At 64.4% G+C, this 19557-nt stretch carries 17 protein-coding genes; 10 read left to right on the top strand and 7 right to left on the bottom strand.

Annotated elements, in window-relative coordinates; translation table 11 throughout:
* Positions 1-248 precede the first annotated feature (248 nt).
* Positions 249-1163, top strand: coding sequence for an HD-GYP domain-containing protein (locus EV671_RS25250; RefSeq protein WP_132576677.1), 915 nt, complete (start codon positions 249-251; stop codon positions 1161-1163).
* A 411-nt stretch (positions 1164-1574) separates the two neighbouring features.
* Positions 1575-2585: a GGDEF domain-containing protein gene (locus EV671_RS25245; RefSeq protein WP_132576676.1), complete on the top strand. Its 1011-nt coding sequence runs from the start codon at positions 1575-1577 to the stop codon at positions 2583-2585.
* Between the two features lie 474 nt (positions 2586-3059).
* On the opposite strand, the gene EV671_RS25240 is transcribed toward EV671_RS25245, so the two are convergent.
* A complete protein-coding gene (locus EV671_RS25240; protein ID WP_132576675.1) occupies positions 3060-4091 on the bottom strand; it encodes a hypothetical protein in 1032 nt (343 codons plus the stop codon).
* Positions 4092-4395: 304 nt separating this feature from the next.
* Between EV671_RS25240 and EV671_RS25235 the strand changes: the two genes are divergently transcribed.
* From EV671_RS25235 to EV671_RS25220, 5 genes are all read left to right on the top strand, one after another.
* Complete coding sequence (locus EV671_RS25235) at positions 4396-4518, top strand: rubrivinodin family lasso peptide (protein ID WP_132576674.1); 123 nt, start codon at positions 4396-4398, stop codon at positions 4516-4518.
* Positions 4519-4594: 76 nt separating this feature from the next.
* Positions 4595-4717: a hypothetical protein gene (locus EV671_RS27885; RefSeq protein WP_277592503.1), complete on the top strand. Its 123-nt coding sequence runs from the start codon at positions 4595-4597 to the stop codon at positions 4715-4717.
* 64 nt (positions 4718-4781) lie between these two features.
* Positions 4782-5510, top strand: a complete 729-nt coding sequence (locus EV671_RS25230; RefSeq protein WP_165917725.1) for a lasso peptide biosynthesis B2 protein — start codon at positions 4782-4784, stop codon at positions 5508-5510.
* Between the two features lie 12 nt (positions 5511-5522).
* A complete protein-coding gene (locus EV671_RS25225) occupies positions 5523-7346 on the top strand; it encodes an asparagine synthase-related protein (protein ID WP_132576672.1) in 1824 nt (607 codons plus the stop codon).
* Positions 7347-7357: 11 nt separating this feature from the next.
* A complete protein-coding gene (locus EV671_RS25220) occupies positions 7358-9139 on the top strand; it encodes an ABC transporter ATP-binding protein (RefSeq protein WP_132576671.1) in 1782 nt (593 codons plus the stop codon).
* A gap of 2 nt (positions 9140-9141) precedes the next feature.
* Here the strand turns inward: EV671_RS25220 and EV671_RS25215 are convergent, their stop codons facing one another.
* The 5 genes from EV671_RS25215 to EV671_RS25195 form a co-directional block, all read right to left on the bottom strand.
* Positions 9142-11466, bottom strand: a complete 2325-nt coding sequence (locus tag EV671_RS25215; RefSeq protein ID WP_132576670.1) for a S9 family peptidase — start codon at positions 11464-11466, stop codon at positions 9142-9144.
* 101 nt (positions 11467-11567) lie between these two features.
* Positions 11568-14573: a TonB-dependent receptor gene (locus tag EV671_RS25210; protein ID WP_243655883.1), complete on the bottom strand. Its 3006-nt coding sequence runs from the start codon at positions 14571-14573 to the stop codon at positions 11568-11570.
* A gap of 78 nt (positions 14574-14651) precedes the next feature.
* Positions 14652-15665 (bottom strand): FecR family protein, encoded by a 1014-nt coding sequence (locus EV671_RS25205; protein WP_132576669.1) that lies wholly within the window; start codon positions 15663-15665, stop codon positions 14652-14654.
* Between the two features lie 53 nt (positions 15666-15718).
* Positions 15719-16210 carry an RNA polymerase sigma factor gene (locus tag EV671_RS25200; protein ID WP_165917724.1) on the bottom strand — a complete coding sequence of 164 codons (492 nt, stop codon included), beginning with the start codon at positions 16208-16210 and terminating at the stop codon, positions 15719-15721.
* Complete coding sequence (locus tag EV671_RS25195; protein WP_277592504.1) at positions 16207-17070, bottom strand: transposase; 864 nt, start codon at positions 17068-17070, stop codon at positions 16207-16209. Before EV671_RS25195 ends, EV671_RS25200 begins: the two co-directional genes overlap by 4 nt.
* An 89-nt stretch (positions 17071-17159) precedes the next feature.
* Here EV671_RS25195 and EV671_RS25190 point away from each other — a divergent pair, with 89 nt between their 5' ends.
* Together EV671_RS25190 and EV671_RS25185 are read left to right on the top strand one after the other, a co-directional pair.
* On the top strand, positions 17160-17453 hold the full coding sequence (locus EV671_RS25190) for a helix-turn-helix domain-containing protein (RefSeq protein ID WP_341540506.1): 294 nt from the start codon (positions 17160-17162) through the stop codon (positions 17451-17453).
* 97 nt (positions 17454-17550) lie between these two features.
* Positions 17551-17802, top strand: coding sequence for a helix-turn-helix domain-containing protein (locus tag EV671_RS25185; protein WP_132576665.1), 252 nt, complete (start codon positions 17551-17553; stop codon positions 17800-17802).
* A 19-nt stretch (positions 17803-17821) separates the two neighbouring features.
* Here the strand turns inward: EV671_RS25185 and EV671_RS25180 are convergent, their stop codons facing one another.
* Entirely contained in the window at positions 17822-18079 is a 258-nt protein-coding gene (locus EV671_RS25180; RefSeq protein ID WP_165917723.1) for a DUF72 domain-containing protein, read from the bottom strand.
* Between the two features lie 711 nt (positions 18080-18790).
* Between EV671_RS25180 and EV671_RS25175 the strand changes: the two genes are divergently transcribed.
* Positions 18791-19507 carry a hypothetical protein gene (locus EV671_RS25175; protein ID WP_132576663.1) on the top strand — a complete coding sequence of 239 codons (717 nt, stop codon included), beginning with the start codon at positions 18791-18793 and terminating at the stop codon, positions 19505-19507.
* Positions 19508-19557 lie beyond the last annotated feature (50 nt).

Raw genomic sequence — 19557 nt, 5'->3', positions numbered from 1 at the left:
GGGCAAGACGAAGAAGGCCTATGTGTGGGTCTACCGCACGACCAACTTCGTGTCGCAACGCGCGGTGTACTACGACTTCTGCAAAGACCGCTCGGCCTGGCTGGAGTTGCTGGATCAAGGATGGAACTTGACCGCAGACTCGGCCGTCCCTCAGTCTCAACTGGCACACTGATCGGATGTCGCTCGCATCCGAACCTGTGCCCCCTTCCGCTGAGGACGCCGCAGCGTCCGTCTCGCTGAGCCCGCTCTTGCCCGCCGACGCCATCGAAGGGTGGGACCAGATCAAGCGGCAGATGACCTCGCTGCTGCGCCGCACGGACCCTGATGCCGCTTGGATAGGGCAGTTCGACCAGGCGACGCAGCGCATGCAGGCCCTGGCGCGACGCAATCCGGACGCGGCGCTGTATCTTTTGCTGCAAGCCGCTGCCAACGAGGTCGACCGCTATAGCGCGCACCACGCGATGTTGTGCGCGCTGGTCTGTGAGTTGTGCGCGGCATGGTTCGAGTGGCCCGACGACGAGGTCAGGACGCTGGTACGGGCCGCGCTCACGATGAACCTGTCGATGTCGGCGACGCAGGACGCCCTGGCTCAGCAACTGAGCCCGCTATCGGAAGCGCAGCGTCAGGAGATCGAGGCGCACGCGGCCAACAGTTCGCTGCTCTTGGCCGCCGCCAGCGTCGCCGATCCGCTGTGGCTCGATGTCGTGCGGCAGCACCACGACGCCCCCCATGCCAGCGGCGAGACCGCACCGCCCCCGGCCGAAAGGCTGGCCCAGTTGCTGCACCGGGTGGACGTGTATACCGCCAAGCTCAGCCGTAGAGCCAGCCGCGAACCGACGTCCCCGGCCATTGCCGCGCGAGACGCCTGCCTGGACGCGGCAGGGCTGCCCGACGCGATCGGGGCGACGATGCTGCGGGTGCTGGGGCTGTACCCGCCCGGTTGCTTTGTGCGCCTCGCCAGTGAAGAGACCGGCGTCGTCGTCCGTCGCGGCAGCAAGGCCCACACGCCGATCGTCGCCTCGCTGCGGCGAAGCGATGGAGGCCTGTACTTGCAGCCCGTCCGGCGCGACACGACCAGCCGGCAACACGCCGTGGTACGCGGGGTTGGCATCAACGAGGTCAAGGTTCGCCTCCACCATGAGCGCGTGCTGAGCGTCGCCTGATCGACCGTCGTTTCCGATCGCTGCAGGGATGCGACGGCGTTGTCGGTGGCGACATGGCACGACTTCAGTACGGGCCTTCGCATCGCCTTCATGGAATCCGACCGTGAACGCACGGCTCCCCGGCATCTTCCGATCATGCGCCCGATGGGCGTTGTGGAAGCCCCGTCAGGAACGGCGACTGGCCGGCTGCACGCCGGCCGACAGCCCTTAGAAAATGACTTTGGTAAAGTCGCAAACGGTTGCGCTGCAAGGCGTTGCCCCTGCTTTTCCTCCCTGAGCAGGAGCCTCGGCGAAATATGAACGTTAGGCTTTGAAGCCTCGGCCGCTGGGCCGAGGCTTTCTTTTTCTTCCACATCTGCCGCGCCAGTTGTGTCGGGGAGGCGGCGCGCTGAAGGCGGCACCTCGAAGAACATGCGATACGTTGTCTCGGTCGATAAGAGTGCGGAGCTGCTCCGGCAGGCTATTCCCCTGATGTCCCGGCAGGCGACGGCGCTGCATCCCGTCAGCTATGCCGTCTGGTATGAATACGTCGCCCTCTCCAACCCCGGTCTGCGTAAGGCCGTCGATGAGTCCTTGGCCAAGCATGGCAGGCTTGACGAGGCCAAGACCTACGCGCTGCATCGCAAACACATTGCGGAGGTCGACCCCGCCACCGCCGAACAGATTGCCGACGGGTTTGAGCGCGTCCTCAGCGGCATGTCGCACTCTGCGACGGCGGCGGGGACGCAGGCCGAGCGTTATGCAGAGGTCCTTGGCAGTCTGAAGGCCGGCCTTGCAGGTGCCGCCGAAGCGCCCGTCAACGAAGTCCTGCGACAGACCGCCGACATGGTCCAGGCGGTCGCCAATCTCCAGGCGCAGTTGAAGGAAAGTCGCAAGGAAATCCTGGATCTGCGCTCCGAAGTTCATCGGGCCCGCCACGAGTCACTTGTGGACGCTCTTACGGGCCTGGCCAATCGGCGCAGGTTCGATCAAGAGCTCGCGACTTTGCTCCTGGACGCCGACGCGCTGCCCAACTCTGCGGATCGACCATGTCTGATCATGACGGACATCGATCACTTCAAGCGCATTAACGACACCTACGGGCACGCGTTTGGCGACAAGGTCTTGAAGGCCGTGGCGCAGGCACTTTCGTCGGTCGTTGCTGACGCCGGCATCGTCGCCCGCATTGGCGGCGAAGAGTTCGCGATCTTGCTCCCGGCCGCGCCGGTGGCGCAGGCGGAAGAGCTGGCGGAGCGCGTTAGATTCACCATCGCAACGAGTCGCATCCGCCGTTCCAGCGGTGAAGAACTTGAAAGCATCACCGTCTCCCTGGGCGTCACTGCTGCTCTGCCACAGCAAGCCCCGCTCGATCTATTGGCGCGTGCGGACGCGGCCCTTTATATGTCCAAGCAGGGTGGCCGCGACCGCGTGACCGCAGTCTGAGGCATGCGGTCGTCGGTCAGCGCGGGGACTTCGCCATTGAACTGATCGCGACCGACGGATCGCATCGTGGCCTGAAGCGCCTCTTCAGAAATCTCACCCATTGTTTGCGCCCCATCCACCACAGCTTCGAAGGCCACAGTTGTGTTCGGCGTGCAGGCCCAGCCGGGGAAGCCACAGGCGATGACGAATCCTAGCGGCGATGGCGGCTGGGGTGGCGCGCAATGCTGGGCCAACTCGGACTGCAAGGCATGTTCGGGAGCATCTGAGCAAGTCGTTATGCCACCCGGGATGCTCATTGAAGCGGCCGCTGGCGTTCCGCATGAACTTGCGACTCGTTCTCGGGTTGTCTTTATTCCACAGGTTCTCGTTGGGCAAGATCACAAGCAGCGAGCTTGCATCGACGCGCTTCCTGACAGTCTTCGACATGTGGTTTTCTCCCTGCACCTTGATCATGAATTGCGTACGCATCCCGGCTTACCGGCCTCCGCCTCCGCCTCCGCCTCCGCCTCCGCCTCCGACAGCAGGATGGGTCGCAAGAGCAATGGCTTCACGAACGATCTGCTCCATCGGGATCGAGAGGATCGCCTGATCAGCCGCTCGCGCGCTGCTCGCCGTCATCTGCTCGCTGAGCGTTGCTTTGGCCCGCCCATAGTGACGGGCGACGCACGCGGCTGAGCACAGTCCCGACCTCATGGCCAGATTGGCGACCAACGCCCTGCCCCGTGCCCCTTCCATCCCCTTTCGCGACGACAGGCCGTGTCCGCCATGCAGTCCCAGCTTGACCTCGACCCAGCGCTCCAACAACTTGAGCGCACCATCGACGCTCCGATCTCTGCTGGCCGCAACAAGGCCAGCAGAGGCGCCTCGCACCCGTCGTGCCATCGGCCCCGAGGGGCCGACCGTGCCCCTCGCTGACACCAGGCCTTTGACCAACTCCCACCGGACTATCTCGAGGTTCGAAGGCTCCACGGCCAGCGCTCGCTGCAGCGCAGTGCGTTCCTGCGGCACAGAACCTCCCAGCCAATCGAACAGCGCCGTGGCGTGGAACCCGTTCGGCAAGCACAGCCCCAAGATTGCCCTGAGGGCGGAGTTCGCATAGTTCGTGGGCAAGGCTTGAAGCCCGGCCGCGACCGGCCGCCAAGCCAGCATTCGAACTTCACTGCGCAAGGCCTCGACGGTGTCGACGCGTTGCGCCTGGTATCGATCAGCGAACACAGGCCCGAAAGCGCCGTCGGCCTCCCTCACCCACTTTCCGATCACGTTCGACACGCCGGTCGCAAAACTCGCCGTCGAGTCCTCCGGCCGCAGGATCGAGATCAGGTGAATCTCTCTGGGCATGAGCAGGTAGTAGAGAAGCTTTCGACCGCCTACATCGTGGGCGGCCAACAAGCGGTTGCGGATCCGCTCGGCGAGCTCAGGACGGAGCAGCAAGTCGCGGCCCAGGGCTGCCTGCCAGTAAATGTGCCAGGTCGTCGGCCTGTCGGCGTTGTGGACGGAGTTCTCCATAACACCATGACGTCGCCGGCAAGCAAATTTCCCCCCTAGTTTTGAACCGCAGCCACTTCGTTCGGCCCAAGAAAACGCTAACCAATACACCGAACGGATCCTTCCAGGCTCGAAAAAAAGTTTTTCGAGCCCGCGACGACGCCAGCGCCAACAACGACGCCAAATCCGCGCGTTCAAGCTGACCGAACGCGAGGCGGACGCCAAAGAAATTGCTTTGAGCAGCGAATCGAGATGCCTACCTTTGGCTCGCCCAAGGTGAAAACCGAAGGCATCCGTGTTCTCAACTCAACCGAAGGAGATCGTCATGAACGATGCACTGGAACTGGAACTGGTCGACCTGGGCGATGCCAAGGAACAGACCAAGGGCTACATCTCGGGCGTGCCGAGTGAGCTCAACGAAGCCGCGCCGTACAAGCAGCAGCCCTGACCAGGCGCGGCCATGAAGGCGTGCAGTCGACAGGCTGCACGCCTTCTCCGACACCCATTTGCCCGAAGGAACCATCGTGGATCAAGACCCGGAGCTGCAACTCGAGATCGTCGAGCTCGGTGACGCCAATCAGGCAACCAAGGGATCGCCACAGGGCGTGGCCACCGAGCTCAACGAAGCCGTCACCTACAAACCCTGACCGTCCACGCAGGTGGCTCGGCACGCGCTCCACTTGCCTTCCTCCATCCTCGATGAGGGCCACCATGCGATCTGTCGCCGCCCACTCGTCGCCATACCGACTGGCCGACCATGTGCATGCTTGCCATTTCGATGGACAGGTCGTGCTGCTGGACACGCGGCGCAACAAGTATCTGGGCGTCGGGGGCGCACAGTTGGCAGCCCTCTCCCGGTGCATTGCAGGCTGGCCCGTGACCTCGCAGGATCAAGCGCCACCAGCGAAGCACGAAAGCCTCGACGCCCTGGTCAAACCACTTCTTGATCAACAGATGCTCACGGCGGCAAGCACGTCCCGTCAGCCTGCCTTGGTCCTGGACGAACCGCTGGAAAGCTTCGACAGCTGGCATCCCACTCAAGACCCGTCGAACTGGCGCGATCTGCTGAGCATGGCCTACTGCGCTTCGTTGACCGCCGTCTGGCTGAAGAAGCGATGCCTGGCCGAGATTGCGATCTCCGTCCGTCGCCTGCGCCTCAAGGAGCCCTCAGGTCAGGTGGAGACGAACCCCGAACACATGCGTGCTGCGGTGGCTTCTTACCTCCGGCTTCGCCCCTTCCTTTTTACGGCCCACGACCGGTGCCTGCATGACTCGCTGACGCTGGTGCGATTCCTTGCCACCAAGCGTCTGTTTCCCAGGTGGGTCATCGGCGTGCGGACCCGGCCGTTCGCCGCGCATTCCTGGGTCCAGAGCGGCCCCATCGTGCTCAACGATGTGTACGAGCACGCGCGCGACTACACGCCAATCCTCGTGATCTGAAAGGCGCCGCGCATGTTTCGCTACGTCGCATTCAGCTGGCTGCCAGCCCATCAAGAGGCCAGTGAAGTGGCCGCCCGGCTCGAACAGGCGCTGCGCGTGAGCCGGCGTTGGACCCTGGCCTTCGGGATGAACGGGCAGCGCGTCTACATGACAGGAGCCGCCTCCGGCATCAATGGCGCCTATCGACTGCCTACCAGCCACGGCGTGATCCTCGGACGCCTGTTCCGACGCGACGCCGCTACACCGAACCCAGCCAGCGATGTCGCCATCACAGAAGCAGAAGCCCAGCGGATCGTTCGTTCCGACGGTCGAGAACTCATCGAGAAGTTCTGGGGGCGATACATCGCGTTCCTTCCATCGTGGACCGGAGAGCCGCGCGTGCTGCGAGATCCGACGGGCACCCTGCCCTGCTACCGCATAGAGATCCAGGGCGTGAGCATCGTCCTGTCATGGCTGGAGGACCTTTCTTCGCTGCTGGACGTGCCGATGCCGTCCGTGGACTGGGAAGCCGCGGCCGCGCACATGGCGCTCGGCCAGGTGAGCGGGCGCCGAACGCTGTTGGAGGGCGTGACGCAGCTCCTTGCTGGCGAGCTGACACCGATGGCAACGGGTCGTGGCGAGCCGCTACAGCTCTGGAGCGCCGTTGACTGCGCGCGATCCCCCGCCTCGTCCAGCCCCACCGCCGCCACGCAGCGGTTGCGCGACACCGTCGAACAGTGCGTTGGCAGCTGGGCGTCCTGCTACGAGTCGATCGTGCTCCGACTATCCGGTGGCGTCGACTCCGCCATCCTCCTCGCCCACCTGGCGCCCCGATCACATCTGCGAGGTCTGACCTGCCTCAACTACTACTCCCCGGGCACGGACAGTGATGAGCGCTCCTATGCTCGGCTCGCCGCGCAGAAGCAAGGTGCGACGCTCTTAGAGCAAACCGTCGACGACGGCTATCGCTTGACGGATGTGCTCGACGTCGCTCGAACGCCCATCCCGGCCAACTACCTCGGCTCCATGGGCACGAGCCGCACGGATGCTGCGGTCGCCGCTTTGCACCAAGCGGGCTCCGTGTTCAACGGCGCCGGCGGAGATCAGCTCTTCTTCGAGATGCGGTGCACCTGGCCCGCCGCCGACTATCTGAAGCTGCGTGGCTTTGGCCGCGGCTTCTTCGGGGCAACCCTGGACGCCGCCCACCTCGGCAACGCGTCCTTCTGGAAGTCCCTGCGCCAGGCAGTGAGCGATCAGTCCTTCCGCGGGAATCCCGTCGAAGGCGCCGGGAAATTCCTGACGCTGACGAAGCGCGAAGCGATCGATGCAGCGCTGCAGTCGGCGCACCGCTTCGTGCATCCAGGCTGGTTGGCCGCCGAGGATCTGCCGATCGGGAAGTTCCACCAACTGGGCATGGTGATCTCGCCACTCGAGTACTACAACCACTACCTGCGCGAGGCTGCGCCTGAACGCGTCCACCCGCTGATGTCACAACCGCTCATGGAACTGTGCCTCGCCACACCGACCTTCGTTCTGACGCACGGGGGCAGAGGCCGCGGACTCGCGAGGAGCGCCTTTGCCGACCTCATTCCCGCTGAGATCGCGCGCCGCCGCTCCAAGGGAGGCGCTGAGGACTACATCGCGACGGTCCTGAAGCGCAACCTGCCTTTCGCGCGCGAGATGCTGATGGACGGCGTGCTCATGAAACACGGGCTGCTCGACAGGGCTCAGGTCGAGTCAGCGCTCGCCGGCAGGCCTGGCTCGAAGGCCACCTACATGACGGAGATCCACGCCTGCATTGCCACCGAGGCTTGGCTGCAGCGTGCGACCACCCGCGCCGCCAGCGCGCACGCCTGATTCACCGCGCCATGCCGAACCTTGGCAGCCTTGGATCCGCGCTGCACCTGATCCGGACGTCGGCGGACAGAACCGCGCGACTCAATGCCATGGGCGCTCTGCTCCTGGTCGTGCTCGGCGGCACTCTCGCGGCGGGCTCGCCGCTGGCCTTGAAGCACCTCGTCGACGCCATGGCAACTCCCGCCCCCGGTGGAGCGGGCGGCACCGCCAGCCCCACCCTGCTTCTGGGCGCTGCCTATCTGGTGATGTTGGTCGCCGGCCGTCTCGCCTCCGATGTCAGGCCGCTGCTGGTGAGCGAGGTCGAGCAGCGTGTGATCGCCGCGATGCGGCAGCGATTCTTTGCGCATCTGCAGCGCCTGCCCATGTCATACCTCGTCAATCGCCGCAGCAGCGAACTGGTCCACGCCGTCGACCTGGCCATAGCCGGCGCTCAAGCGACGATTTCCCACCTCACCAACAGCATCGCGCCCGTGCTGATCGAGCTGGCCTTGATGGCGATCATCCTGGCGCAACTGCATCAGCCTGGGCTCGTCGCCTTGTTCGTCGCCACGTCGGCGCTTTACCTGGCGGCATTTGCCGTGGGAGTGATGCGGCAGCGCCCGGCCATCCAGGCCATGTCTGCGGCGAGCCTCGACGTGTACGCCCAACTCGGTGACGGCATCTCGCATGTCGAGACGCTTCGGTGTTTCGGCGCGTCGGACCATGCCGAGAAGTCCCTGGACGTCGCTTCGTCGCACCTGAGGTCTCAGTGGCGGTGGTTCAACCGACTGACGCTCCAAAGCGCCCTTGCGGCCTCGGTCATCTTCGCGGCGACGCTGGCTGCTTGCTTCGCCATCGCCTCGAACGCTGTGGCCCAAGGTCGGCTGAGCGTAGGTGGTTTCGTGCTGGCCAGCATCTACATGCTGCAGATGGTGCGTCCCCTGGAGGTGCTGGGGGCGGCCGCAAGAGACCTGTCGCGCGCCGCCGGCTTCATGCGTCCCCTGCTGGGCATCCTTGCGCAGCCGACCGAGACGTTGACGGGGAACTCTTCAGCCGCTGACCGAAAGCCCCCGACGACTGCATCGACGCTCCGTCTGGAGAACCTGCACTTCGGATATGACCCGCAGCGTCCCATCATTCGCGGCTTGGACCTCGACGTGCTCGCGGGTCGCACCACTGCCATCGTCGGCCGAAGTGGCTCCGGGAAATCGACCCTGGTGCGGCTGCTGTTGCGCCTGTACGAGCCACAGGCGGGCCGCATCCTGATGGACGGTCTTCCCATCGATTCCCTGCAGGTCGCAGAGCTGCGCACGAGGATAGGGCTGGTGCCCCAAGACACCAGCCTCCTTCAGGCTAGCGTCAGCAGCAATATCGCGCTGGGCCTGCCAGAAGCCCGCCACGACGCCATCGAGTGCGCAGCAAGACGGGCGCAAATCCACGGGCTCATCGCCGCACTCCCCCATGGATACGGCACGCTGCTCGGTGATCGAGGCCAGACGCTGTCCGGCGGCGAACGCCAGCGCCTGGCGATTGCCCGCGCCATGTTGCGCGAGCCCTCGCTCTACGTGCTGGACGAGCCCACTTCGATGCTTGACGCAAAGACCGAGGCCGCGGTGCTGCAGAGCCTGCGCGAACTGACCGCGGGGTGCACGACCCTCGTCATCGCCCACAGACTCTCAACCGTCATGCACGCCGATGAGATCGTCGTACTCGACGGCGGCCGGGTGCACGAACGGGGGAGCCACGCCCAGCTCCTCGCGCAGAACGGCCTTTACGCGCAGCTCTGGCGACAGCAGACCGACAGCGCAGCCTGACGCTACCCGCGACTCGGTTCGCGCGGGCATCGCGGCTCGGCGTCGCGGGCGGCCTTCATCTTCTCCATCTGCTGCCACAACGCGTACTGGGCCTCCAGCGAAGCGGCACTCTCGCCATGGAGCAGGATTTCGGTCCGCTGCTCCCCCTTGAGCCAGAAGCGATACCAGTCCACATTGCCCTGCAACGAGATCATCCGTTCGCTTGGCATGGACAGCGAATGGGCGCCGCCCGGGATCAGCACCATCTCCACCGGCTTGTACTGCCGCCGCAGCAGCGAGTAGATGTCGTAGTTGCCATAGACCGGTGCACCGTATGCCTCAATCCGCAGCGCGGCGCGCACGCAGTCGGTGTTGAGCGCGGGGTCGTTGCGCAGCCACTGGTCCCGCGCAGGGCCGTACGGCAGGCCACGATTCATCTCCTCCATCTGCTGCCACCCTTCGACGCCATACGCGACGGCGTAGTTGAACAGCGTATTCGTGTCGCCATCGGCGAGCGTCGCCGCACGAATCGGCAGATCGGAAAACGTCACGAGGTTCAGCGTGATCTCGCCCGTGGTGCTGAACCCGATGATGCCGACACGAGCAGGGTCGACAAGCCCGTCCTTGACCAGTGCATCCACGGCCGCCCGGACACCCCCATAGAACTGCGTCAACTTGGAATAGCCATCGATGCCCCGAGCGCCGTTTCGGGGCCAGAACCCCATCGCCAATACCAGCACCCCCTCTCGCACGAAGGCACGGCCGGGGTATGCGCTGCTGAAGCCGATGCCGAAGTTCGGACCGTCCAGATAGAACGCGTCAGGATCGATGCTGTAGGTCTGAATCACCAGCGGCAGCCGTCCGCGGCGATCCATGTCCTGCGGACCCAGCAGCCCGCCGGACCACTCCCCTCCTTTGAGGTCGCGCCACGCATAGGGCTTCATCACGCCCCAGGTGGCCACGTTGAAATGCGGATTCAGCTGAGTCAGCCGAACAGTCACGCCCGAAGGACCATCCGCCACGACATCGGCGGGCTCGTTCAAGGCCTGCTGGATCCGCGGCGTCCATGCCGGCCCGGCGCTCTGCTTCTCGGCATCCGCAGCCTCGCGCCATCCGGCGGCGCCGGAGCGCTTGAAGCGACGCGGCTTGTCGCCATCGATCACGACGAAACCATCCGGGGTTGCATGCGCGTTCGCCACACGCCCTTCCATCTTGGCGATGACCTTCCATCGCCCGCTGTCCGGCCAGTACTCGATGACATAGGACTCTTTCTGCAAGCTCCCGTCGGCCGCCTTGGGCAGATGAGTTCCGGCCAGGACTACCGAGTCCCCCTCCCCTTGCCACAGTCGGTCCGAACGGTATTGAGGCATCCCGAGCATCGCGTCGTCCGGCGCATCCACGACCACCTGTTCCTGCCCATCGTCCAGCCGCCACGCCGTCATGCGACGTGCGGTCTTGAGCAGCGTTCCCGTGTAGTAGCGCAACGGATCCGCCTGCAATGCCGGCGCCCAGCGAGCCATGACCTCGCCGAGCAGCGGGTAGTCGCGACTCCAGGCCAGCGTTCGTTCCGGCTCATAGCGGGGCAGGAGCGCCCACCTGCCGTCCGGAGCGATGCTCACGACGGGCTTGGCGACATTCGCCTCATAGAACGGCTCCCCCAGCGGCCTGGGCTTCGAGGCGGCTCCGATGTCGGCGACATAGCAGCGGTACTTGCGAACCTGGGACTGCAAGCGCTGCTGCCCCCACTTGACCGACCAGAACGACTGGGTGCCGATGACGATGCTGCGAGCACCGTCCTGCATCGGCGGGTTGGGCACCTGCACCGCATAGACGATGCGTCTCCCGTCCCTGGAGACATCGAAGGAGACGATGGGTGCGGTCTCGTAGGTGAGCCGGGTGACGGCCTTGGTACTCAGGTCCAGCCGATAGGCCTGGTTGAAGCCGGTTTCGATGCGCCCGGTGAACAGCAGGGCCTGGTCGTCCAGCCAACGGACCTGCTGCAGGGCCAGGTCGCCGTTGTACGGGTCCTGGTCCGAATCGAACGAGTACACCGTTTCGGGCGCCGGCGGATGACCGCTGCCCAGCTGCTCGGGCCGCAGCGACAGCAGCTGGATCTCGTAGTGATTCCTGTCGCTGGCCACATCGGCCCTGCGAACCACGATGAAGGCCCGGGTGCCGTCCGGCGACACCTGCCGACGGAGTTCCTCGGCATCGCTGCCCATCGGCTGAACGATGCGCGTGAACTCCACGACGTCGCGGACCGACGGGCCAGGGGGCGCCTGTTCGGCCGTTGCGGACGTCACCGCCCAGAGAAGTGCGCACGCGGGCGCGAGCAAAACAAGACGCATGATGGTTTCCGGATAAAAGCGCGGCTCTCCCGCCCGTGTGGGCAGGAAGCATTGAGAGGAAGGAGCCAGGGGCGGCAGACCCGCAGCCCCCGGCGGAGGGACTACCAGTCCAGCGTGACGCGCGCGGTCACGTAGCGGCCGCGCCAGTCGGCCTGCGTGATATCGAAGTAGGGCACGCCGGGCACGTATTGCGGCTGGCGATCCGTGAGGTTGGTGACGCTGAGGCCGAACAGCGCGCCGCTGAAGCTGGGGAAAGCGTCCGGCCAGAGTCGCTTCAGGTTCAGGCTGCCGGCGACATCGTGCATCCAGTAGCCGCCCAGCCGCCGCTCGCTGGTGCCGGCATCCTTGTACGCACCCAGGTATCGGCTTGTCAGGCCCACGCTCCAGGTGCGGTCGTCAATTCCCGCGGACATGCGGCCCTTCCACTGCGGCGCCCAAAAATCCGTGAACCGGCGACCCAGGCGGTCGACGACCGGCGCACCTGGCGCCAACTGGACCCGGTACTCGTTCACGCGTGTGCCGCCCAGCGCCGCCGTCACGCGTCCGATGGATGTCTTCCAGGCGTAAGCCACATCCACGTCCGTTCCTGCGGTGTCCAGGTGACCAAAGTTGACCTCGGCCGACTTGACGCTGGTGACGGCACCGGGCTGCCCATTGACCGAAGGGCCGCGGGTCACGAACGACGGAAACGCGCTCTCATAGTTCAGCGCGGTCTGCGGCGACAGGACGGCGATCATGGACCGGATCTTCAGCTGCCAGTACGTGGCGCTCAACCGCGTGCCCAGCCCGCCTTCCGGCTCCCACACCGCGCCAATGCCACGCGCCTGGCCATGCTCGGGCATCAGCTCCTTGTTCGTCGTGCGCACGACGGTGCCGGTGGTGATCGCCTCGTTGTTGCGTGCGGGATCGACCAGGCCATAGATCGCGGCCTGGTAGGTGATCTCGCTGACGTTGGTCTGCAGCAGCGTCGGCGGCTTGAACGAACCGGCCGCATACGCGCGGACCAGCAGGTTTCGTGTGGGGCGGACCTCCAGTCCCCCTTGAAACGTGCCAGCCGATCCAAAGTCGCTGTAGTTGTCGCGGCGGGCCGCCAGCGTGACGGCAGCCAGGCTCCAATCGCTGCGCCCATCCTCATGCCCGGCGAGAAGCGGCGCGCGTAGCTCGCCGTAGGCCGCGGAGCTGCCACGGCTGCCGTGGATCTCGGACTGCCCAGGGACGGACATGTCATACCAGTCGCGCGCGGCCTCGGCGCCGATGACAACGTCGACCGGCCCCGCCCACAGTTGACCGACATTGCCGCGCGCGATGGCGCTGACCTGGTCCTTGCGCCCGCGGTCGCGGCGGATCGTGTCCGACAAGATGCTCCGCAACACGTCACCGCTCGCGGCCCGTCCCGCCGTGAACGGGTTGAACGCGGTGGCGGCGTCGGTTGACGCGAGTGCGGTGGCCAGCGTCGTGTAGTTCACCGCGTCGTTTCTCGAGACCGAGTCGCCATGGTCGCTGCTTGTTGAAGCCGTCAGCTCCGCGTCCCAGTCACTGGCGAGTTCCCCCTTGACCCCGGCCAGCACGCGGGTGAAGCGCCCCTTGCGCAGGACACCTTGGTTGCCGTTCTCATTCCCCAGGACAGACCTGACCCGGACATCGGCGCCGAAGGGATTGAACAGGTTGGCCGCAGGCACCGTCATCCCGACCAACACCCCGTATCCAGGAGCTTCGATCCGATCCTTGACAAACATGACCTCGCCGAACGCCGACCAGCTGCCTGCGAGGCGATGCTCGGCAAGCGAGTGGATGGCAAACGTCTGGCTGCCGTGAATCAGCGCACCACCGCCGCCGGTCGTGTACAGGTTGCAGAGGTTTCGCGTGCCAGCGGTGGCCTGGAAATCCGCAATGGTCAGGGACTGACCGCCATTCACGTTCGGGATGCCGGCCACGTTGGTGCTGAGGCCCGGAAGGTTGCCGCTCAAGCTGGTCACGGTGCCTGGCGCGCAGTAGGACAAGCGCTCATCCGCGCCGCCAATGCTGCGGAAGTCGCCGCTGTCGAAGAAGTTTCGGTCCTGCATCGACAACGGCGTGGAACGGCTGAATGAGCCCATGATCAGGTAGCTGCCGTCCGCGGTGTGACCGCCCGTGGCCAGCGACAGCGCGCCGTCCCCGAGGCCTCGGCCCGAGCCCAGCCGCGCGGATAGCGACTGGCCGTCGATGGATTTCTTCAGGATGATGTTGACCACACCGGCAAGGGCATCACCGCCATAGACCGCGGACGATCCGGAAGGCACCACCTCGACGCGCTCAATAGCCGCCAAGGGGATCAGGTTCAGGTTGAACACGGCACCGGTCGATGATCCGACAGCCTCCAGCTTGCGACCGTTGACCAGCACAAGTGTCGATCCCAGCGGGAGGCCGCGCAGCTGCACGGTGCCCTGCCCGGGCGTCCGGCTGAAACCGCCCTCCCCCGTCGACGCCGACACCTCGGTCAGGCTGGCCAGGAAGCGCTGCAGGCTCGGCTGCCCGCTCCTTTCGATGTCCTTGGCGGTGTAGACATTGACGGGCGCTGGTCCATCGACTTCGATGCGCCGCAGCCGCGATCCGGTGACCTCCACACGTGAGAACTCTTGGACCTGATCTGCCCTGTCTCCGGCGCGGTTGGGCGACCGAGGCGCGTCCTCTTCGGCCGATGCTTGAATGCCGTCGGGTCGAGACGCCGCGCCATTGCGATCTCGTGCAGGCGTGCTGCCAGCCGGCGCCGCTGCAGGCGCCGCGATCGGCCGGACCACCACGGCGCCATCCGGCGTCACTTGCAGTTCAAGACCTGACCCCTTGATCGCCTCGGCAATGGCCTCCGCGCCCGACAGGCGCCCCGACACCGCCCTGGCGGTCCGGCCGGCCAGGTTCCTTGAATTGAACACAACGGATGTGCCCGTCACTCGCGCGATGGCGCGAAGCGCGTCCTCCATGCCCTGGGCCGGCTGTTCGATCTGGTAGCGCGCTGCGAGCGTGGGCTCGGCAGCACAGGCCGCACCGCATCCCACCAGGAGTGAGAGCGTGATGGGAATGGGAAGCCAGCGCGCCTGACGGCGATGTTTGGCGTTCAGCTTTTTGAGCATCTCGTACCCTTGCTTTGTTGTCGTCGGATTGACAACAAGATGACGGGGGCTTCGAGAGGGATATGGGGGGTGCTAGCTCTATCGGAATTTTTCGAGTTCAAGCCGTCCGTTGTTTTCGCGGACCTTCAAGCCGTGCAACAGCGCGACAGCATTCGCGAACGACGCGCTGTCCCCAGTGCGGAAAACGCCGCTGACGTCCAGGTTGGCCTGTTGCACCTCGGGCGACAACTCGACTTGTGTTCGGCTGTAGCGGTTGATCTCGTCGATGGCCCCGGCAAGCGGGGTGTCCTGGAACGCGATCTCGTTGCGCTTCCAGGCCATCGCCCGCTCGATGTTCGGTCTGTCGACCTTCGATTCAACGACAGGGGCACGCGCCCGAGCGTTGTGGTCCAGGGTTAGGCGGTCCCCAGGTTTGAGCACAACGGCTTCCTTGGGAGCCAAGCTATCCCCCCCCCCGACCGTCGGTCGTACATTCACCCGGCCTTCGATAAGCGTCACGGTGAGGGCGTCGTCGTGCTTGGGACTATCGATGAATCGCACGGAGAACGCGGTGCCCACTGCGACGACCTCGCTGCCAGCGACGCGTACAACGAACGGCCGGGCTGCATCCTTGGCCACCTCGAACAGCGCTTCGCCGCCAGCGACCTCGACCGTGCGCTGCTTGGCGCCGTAGTCCACCCGCAGCCGTGTGTCCGTGTTCAGCAGCATGCGCGTACCGTCGTCCAGCAGGACCGAACGCTGCTCCCCGACAACGGTGGCATACACGCCCTGCTCCCGCCACTGCTGCGTGATCACCGCGCCGCCGACAACCAGAGCAGACAGGCACGCTGCTGCGGCAGCCCAGCGCCAGGGCGTGCCGCGCGCGCGCACAGGTTCGCGTACCGGTCGCTGCGCAATGGACGCCATGTGGTCTCGCGCAGCCTGAGTGTTCGGGACGGCCTGCCAGACGTCCGTCGTCTTCTCGAAGGCCTCGCGGTGGGCAGGGGACTTCGCCTGCCAGGCACGAAACTCGTCTTCCATCGCGCGGTTGCGGTCCGGGCCGTGGAGGCTCACCAGCCACACTGCTGCCTCAGCGGCGATCTCAGGCGTCACCCTGGGCCTGTCGTCGGGCCTCGTACGCTCATCAGAACCTGGATCTGAACGGCTCATGGCCACCAGCCATTCATGCCGCCCGCGACCTGGAACATGGCCTTCGAGAGGTGGTGATGGACCGTGCTGATGTTCAGCTCGTGCTTTCGCGCGATCTCTTCCAAAGTCATGCCTTCCACTCTGTATTCCATGAACATCTGCCGCGTCCGTTCGCTGAGACGTCCCAGGCAAACATCCATCCTCTCGATGCACTCGCGTCCGAGAAGCACGTCATCCAGACCGGGGCCAGGATCTTCGACGAGGAGAAGCTGATCGTCCGGCAGCGCTGCTTCGCCACGGGCTCGCGCGGTCCGGTGGGCGTCGATGGACAGATTGAGCGCCGTCCGCATGAAATACCCGTCCAGGTTCTCGATATGGTTGTTCTGGGTCTGGTCAGCCACGCGGAGATAGGCCGTCTGCACAAGGTCGTCCGCGTCGTCCTCGGTCCGGCCACGCCGCAGCAGCGCGGCCTTCGTGTCGGAGAATAGCTTGCGCCAGTTCGTGCTCATGGCAATACCCGATAGGCCAGCGTTGTTGCACCTACGGTGCCACCCGATGGCGGCAAGCGGCGACGGGACTGCCATGCGGATGCATCGCGCGCATGCTGCGCCGCCCTCGCCTCTCGATCAAGCTGCAGATCGGCACGCCGCAGCCTGGCGACGACAAAGTCGAACGCCTCATCTGAGTCGACGAATGGGCCATGTCGGTGGATTTCCCTCTCCAATCGCCCTTGCACCTCGGCTGCTGCCTGGTCGACCGAACGAACCAGGCGACAGTAGGGTTCGGGCAGAGCAAAGAGCGGCTGAAATCGTGCAACGGCTTCGTGCCATTGCAGCGTTAGCTTTGGGTATCTTTCACGCAATTCAGCGCTTGAAATGTCGGGCGACGAGACCGTTGAGCCTTCATCCACCGGATCGCCGACAGCGGCTCGCAGAAGGCGCGACATTCCGGAGCGATGCCTCGGTTCGACATCAGCCAACGTCGCGGTGAGCGTCTGTTCAATGGACGGGTACGTCGCTGAATTCCGAAACGCGGCCTTGAATGCCGCCTCGACGTCCACGAGATCTCCCAAGCCGCAGCGGACGAACTCGATACCTCGGTGATAGAGCTGACCGAACACCTCGGGCGGTGTTGCGGCATTCGTGTCGGGATGCCACGCGCCCAATATCTCGCTGTCTCCGTTCAGCAGAGTGCCGAACGCCCAGCAAATCGTTCGGTTTGAATTCGGGTCGATCCTTTGCTTCAGCTTGGAAAAGGTGTTGAAAACCACAACGGCGTAGCGCCTACATAGCGGGCGCCGCAGCCAACGGTACGTCGCCGCGTGGGCATCAAGCTTCTTCATCGCACTGCTCCTCGACTTGGATCGCAAGCGGGCCAGGACAGCGTCGTCAGGGGTGATCTGACGCGCCTTTTTGCGCCTTACCTAACCGATAGTCGCAACGTCATTTTGTACCACATATGCGGGTGCATATGTGCGCAGCAATCTCGACATTCCTACGAATGGGGTCGACGCAGGATGCTCGTGTAGTCAAGGCAGCTGCGGCAGAGATAAAGGCGCGCCGAGGGCGTCTTGAAATCAGCCAGGAAGAGCTTGCTCATCGCGCGGAAGTCCACCGGTCCTTTATCGCAAGGCTGGAAGTCGGCCGATCGCAACCCACGCTTGCTGTGTTGGTGCGAATTGCGGCTGCTCTTGAAGTAGACGCAGCGGTGCTGCTCCAATCGATCGTGAAGCGAAGCAAGCGCGAGGCATAGGCGGCTGACAAATGCTGGGCGCTACCAAAGGGCGTCGTGCATTTTGTACCGCATATGCGGGTGCACATATGAGTCGACGACTCGACAGTCCCTCCCGATGGGGAAGGAACACGATGCGCGCATAGTCAAGGCCGCGGCTGCGGAGATCAAATCGCGCCGGGGACGCATCAACATCAACCAAGAAGAGCTCGCGCATCGCGCGGAGGTTCATCGCTCCTACATCGCTCGGCTAGAAGTAGGTAGTTCACAGCCTACCCTCGCGGTTCTAGTTCGCATCGCAGCAGCACTCGAAACAGACGCCTCCGAACTTGTTGGCGCGATCGTAAAGCGTAGCAAGCGCGAGCCGTAGGCCGCCTCGCGGACTGCAGTTATCCGGTCCACGTCGCGTTCGCCATCTGCGCAAGCCTACGCCCCGCCCGGATGCCCTGATCCTCGAAGTTGACGTTCACCACCACCTGGACCTCCAGCGTCATCTGAGCGATGGCGGTCGTGCGGCGGGCGATCTCTTCAAGCTTTGTGTCGCCGTACTCGTAGTTGAAGCGATCTGACGCCGCCGGCCCCTTGATCTTCCACGTGTCCTCGTTGTTGCCGTGCAGGCGCACAAGCGCCAGGTCGGGCGTGTCCACCACCCACACCCCGTGCGGTTGTTGCCGATGTCTTGAGGCCCGTCAACGATCATCCTCTATGCGGAACCTCCGTGATCTATGGGATTCCTTCCACCCAATATTCGGGTGAAAATTGGCCGCAAGTGGAACCGATTCCACTTTTACAAGAAAACAGGGAGACGAGATGAAGCAATGCGGTTTGGCGGTGAGCTTTGCGCGCTCACTATTGAAGCGAGCTGGCTGGGACGTATTAACGATCCTGGTCGCCGCCTCGGCTTTCCGTTCATGCAATTTCGGCCGCGCTGAAGCAAGGTCTCGTGGCGCCCGCCCCGCCGATTGCCCCTCCATAAAGAGGCGGATGCCCCTACTTCCTGCTGCGTCGACTGTGGGTTGCCTTGCTCGCCAGTCGTTCGCGAGTTGCAGAGCGCCAGCACAACCGGCGCATTGACCAGCCAGTTGTTCCGCCCGGCGGCAATTGCCGCAAGGCAAGGAGGGTTTCTGGGAACGATCCGGGTTGGACACCGGATGAGCTTGCCCCTAGTGGCATCCGTCTCTGCAGTCTTGACGGTGTCGCTGATCCTTTTCGCATGCCTTGGGCAGCTGACTCGCAAGGCCCGGCTTCCAGGAATCGTCGTCCCGAAGGGCGGCGCGATCTACGTTGCCGCGCCCCCAGGCGGGAATCGGTGCTGAGGGGGCCGGCTCCGGCCCACTCTTTCTTGGAGACAGGTAGCGATGCTGAGACGCCTCTTGCCGATAGGTTGCGTGTTCGCCGCGGGTGCTATGGGCATCGCGGTCTGGGTCTTTGCGAGGCAGAGCGGCAACGAAGTGGCTCTTCCGACTGCAGCGTCCGGTGATTCCAGCGAATGGACCACGAGCGTCAAAGTCACGCAGGATATGCTGGTCTATGACGGACCGATCAGCGAAGAAGGAGCATCACGCTTTATTGAGCTCGCCCAATCTGAAGCCGTGAAGGCGGTCAGGATGAATAGCTCCGGCGGAGACTACGAAGCGGCACTCAAGATGGGGCGTGTCCTCAGAGATAGAGGCTTGATGCTCAGTGTTCGAATCTGCGTCTCAGCATGCGCAGACCCACTCTTCATCATGGCGCGGAGGAAGTCCGTTGAGTCCGGCGGATTCCTGGCAGTGCATGGAACGCCTGCATTCAATTCTGATGTTGCAGCCAAGAACGGCATAGGGGATGCCAAAAGCAACAGCGCCGTGAAGAACATGTTGAATCAGCTGTTCGCGCGCCGTGTCGCGATGCTTCAGAACTATGCGGACTCGGGCTTCGACGTCCGCTTTCATCTTCCTTATCTGCAGTTCTTGGCACGGCAGAACGAGTTCTATGCGAATGACACCGTGCGCAATCTGCACGAGCGGCGAGGATGCCCCAGGGCTCAACTTCTGGCTCTCTTGAATTTCAAGTGGGTTGCCGGGCGTGAGGGTTGATCGCGCTGAAGTCGAGCTTGCCCGCGATCAGGAAGATGACAGTCTGGATG

This window comes from Roseateles saccharophilus (assembly GCF_004342485.1).
Taxonomy (GTDB): domain Bacteria; phylum Pseudomonadota; class Gammaproteobacteria; order Burkholderiales; family Burkholderiaceae_C; genus Pelomonas; species Pelomonas saccharophila.
Note: the sequence above shows the minus strand (reverse complement) of the source record. Positions and strands in the feature narration are given on the sequence as shown.